This window comes from Microbacterium sp. ISL-103, assembly GCF_018613995.1.
GTDB lineage: Bacteria > Actinomycetota > Actinomycetes > Actinomycetales > Microbacteriaceae > Microbacterium.
The window spans coordinates 1-2,904 of record NZ_JAGGPD010000513.1; the positions used below are offsets into that span (position 1 = coordinate 1).

Annotated in this window: 3 protein-coding genes and 1 pseudogene; 2 read left to right on the plus strand and 2 right to left on the minus strand. The window is 66.3% G+C overall.

The window, feature by feature from the left end:
* A partial coding sequence (locus tag J7E68_RS16820) for an FRG domain-containing protein (protein WP_215174518.1) occupies positions 1 to 896 on the plus strand: 896 nt, incomplete at its 5' end.
* A 353-nt stretch (positions 897 to 1,249) separates the two neighbouring features.
* On the opposite strand, the gene hxlA is transcribed toward J7E68_RS16820, so the two are convergent.
* Together hxlA and hxlB are read right to left on the minus strand one after the other, a co-directional pair.
* Positions 1,250 to 1,873 carry a 3-hexulose-6-phosphate synthase gene (hxlA, locus tag J7E68_RS16825; RefSeq protein ID WP_215174519.1) on the minus strand — a complete coding sequence of 208 codons (624 nt, stop codon included), beginning with the start codon at positions 1,871 to 1,873 and terminating at the stop codon, positions 1,250 to 1,252.
* A 60-nt stretch (positions 1,874 to 1,933) separates the two neighbouring features.
* A complete protein-coding gene (hxlB, locus tag J7E68_RS16830; protein WP_251049092.1) occupies positions 1,934 to 2,515 on the minus strand; it encodes a 6-phospho-3-hexuloisomerase in 582 nt (193 codons plus the stop codon).
* Between the two features lie 91 nt (positions 2,516 to 2,606).
* Here hxlB and J7E68_RS16835 point away from each other — a divergent pair.
* Positions 2,607 to 2,904: pseudogene (locus J7E68_RS16835) on the plus strand (helix-turn-helix transcriptional regulator); the annotation flags it as partial.

Consider the following 2,904-nt stretch of genomic DNA (forward strand, 5'->3'; position numbering starts at 1 on the left):
GCATCGACCAGTTCCTGAATGTCATCGCGACGATACAGAGCAACTACAGTGGCCGGCGCCTCGTCTGGCGTGGACAGCAGAATGCCGCATGGCCCGTGCAGAGTTCCCTGCACCGTCATCTCGTCGAGATGGAGGGCAGCGATGGATCCGAGGAGCAGCTCGTCGATTACGAGCAACGTGCATTCGCCGTCGCATCCCAGTGGGGCATTCCGACGACACCTGCGATGAGCTTCCTGTCGCTTCTGCAGCACAACGGTGCGCCGACGCGTCTGCTGGACGTCAGCGTCGACCCGAACGTCGCCAGCTGGTTTGCTGTCGAGCCCGGCCCAAAGCTCGAGTCGAAGGCCGCACGCGTCGTCGTATGGGCCCTCAAGAAGTCGGCCCCTGACTTCCCGACGGAAGATGCAACGCCGTTCTGGCACGAATGGGATTCGGAAGACCTCCGCCGAAAGCTCGACTGGGGAACAGGCACCTCGATGTGGCCGTGGTTCCCGCCGGCGGCCGGGAACGACCGCATGCGGGCGCAGCGCGCGGGGTTCCTCATCGGGGCATCCAGCATCGTCACGACGCCTGTTGCGGACCTGTACTCCGAGTACTTCGGTGAGCAGTGGAACACCACAGAGATCGCCAACGCCACGTCATTCCTCGGCGTGCCGGTCCCCTACGACCGACGCCCGTCACAGCACGCCGCAATCCCCAAGGACCTTCGCCGCTTCGTGCCGTTCATCACCATCCACATCCCCCCGAGCTTCAAGCCGATGCTTCGCTACTACCTGGAGGAGACGGCAGGCCTCTCAACGGCGACAATCTACCCGGACTTGATGGGCCTGGTGAAAGACCTCAAGTCGCCGACGATGGAGTATCGGGTGACGCATACGGGACCGAACTTCCCTTAGCATTCCGGCAACAACCACGCTAAGCGCATCGACCGGACCGGATTCGGGAGTCGTCGCCGCACAAGCATTGCGGCGCTGGAGGATTACGACGGAGCTTGTGGAGGATCGACGTCCGCGAGCCAGGCCTATTCCCCCGGAATCACGCGGCAAAACACCTTCCGCGTACAACCCACCACGTACAGAAGAGGGACCATCCCGACGGATGGTCCCTCTTCTTTCTCTCCGGTGCGATACCGGCCATCAGGTCCCTGCCTTACTGGTGACGCATAGCGGCCTCGAGCCCGAGCTGTACGCGAAGAAGGACCCCGCCCACCCGGGCAGGGTCCTTCTGCGTGAGACGAGTTCGAGTGCCGTCAGCTGATGGCTGCGCGCAGCTCGGCCGCGGCGGCTCCGACATCGGGGGCGCTGTAGATCGCGCTTCCGGCGACGGCGATCTGCGCACCGGACTTCTGCACCGAGCCGATGCTCGCGGCGTTCACCCCGCCTGCGACCGAGAACGGCACTCCAGAGGCCTCGCCGTCACGCAGCAGCGTGTCGAACGTGAAACCCTCCTCAGCCTGCTCGTCGAGGCCCGCGTGCATCTCGACGAATTCGGCGCCCAGTTCGACGACCTCCTTCGCCCGTGCGGGCTTGTCCTTCACGCCGATGAGGTCGACGACGATCCCCTTGCCGTGCGCCTTCGCCGCCTTGACGGCCCCCGCGATGGTGCTGTCGCCCGCGGTGCCGAGAACGGTGACGAGGTCTGCGCCGGCCGTGAATGCGATGTCGGCCTCGAGCTCGCCGGCGTCCATGGTCTTGAGGTCTGCGAAGACGATCTTGTCAGGGTGCGCCTTCTTGATCGCCGTGACGGCGCTGAGCCCCGCGCTCTTGATCAGCGGTGTGCCGAGTTCGAGAATGTCGACGTGCGGGGCGGCCGCCTCGGCCAGCGCGAGAGCCGCCTCCGTCGTGAGCGTGTCCATTGCGAATTGCAGCTTCATCATGTTCCTTTCGTTACTGCGGTCATCTACGTCGTGGCTGCGGTGAACAGGTCACCGCGGTCATTCGAGGTTCGAGTGACGAGGCCAGAGATCGTCGGCGTCCTGGCCGCTCCGGGCCCAGAGCGCGTGGAACAGCGCGTCGCCGATCAGCACGACGGCCTGCTCGAAGAGGCTGCCCGCGTACTGGGCCGAGGCCGCACCCGAGCGATCGAGCTTGCCCGCCGCCGGCACGACGATGCTCGCCGCCCCCGACAGCGCGGCGAGCGGTGAGGATCCGTCGGTGGTGATCGTCGCGACCTTCGCGCCGACGCCCACGGCGGTCTGCGCCGCACGCACGATGCCGGAGGTGGTTCCCGAACCGCTCGCGACGAGAAGGAGGTCGTCTCGCGAGATCGCCGGTGTCGTCGTCTCCCCCACCACGTGGACATCGAGCCCCAGGTGCATCAGCCGCATCGCGGTCATCTGCAGTGCGAGACCCGAGCGTCCCGCTCCGAGAACGAAGACCCTCGGAGCCTCGGCCACCAGATCAGCCACTCGTCCGAGGGCGACGGGGTCGGTGCGTATCACCGATTCGAGTACGGCACTGACCTCTGTCGACACGAGCCCGAGGGAATGCCCGAGGCCCACCTCCATCACGTCCATTCCTCCATCGTGCGCCCGTGCCCGGGTCGTCGCCCCCGCCTGATCGCATGGTTCCTCCTACCCGAAAGGATGGGTGGGGCATGATGGGTAGGTGACCATCATCGATGCGACTCCGACGATCGACTCCCCCGCTCTCCGACGCGCGCAGCAGGAGGGTGCGCGGGCGCTCTCGGAACTCGGCGATCGACATGCCGTGACCCTGGAGTCGCTTCTCGCGATCCTGCGCTCCGACCGACTCGACGATCGGGCGGCGCGCAACCTCGCGATCGAGGCCGCCGCGAGCGCGCTGGTGCAGTTGCGCGTCGCGAGCGATCAGCATCGGGATGCCGTCCTGGAACCGGTGGTCGGCGCCTTCGCCCGCCTCCAGTCCGACCTCCGTCCCTTGGAGC

Bases quoted from the DNA above. Each gene is read 5' to 3' on its own strand.
- hxlA (WP_215174519.1), bottom strand. From the start codon at position 1,873: ATGAAGCTGCAATTCGCAATGGACACGCTCACGACGGAGGCGGCTCTC.
- hxlB (WP_251049092.1), bottom strand. From the start codon at position 2,515: ATGGACGTGATGGAGGTGGGCCTCGGGCATTCCCTCGGGCTCGTGTCG.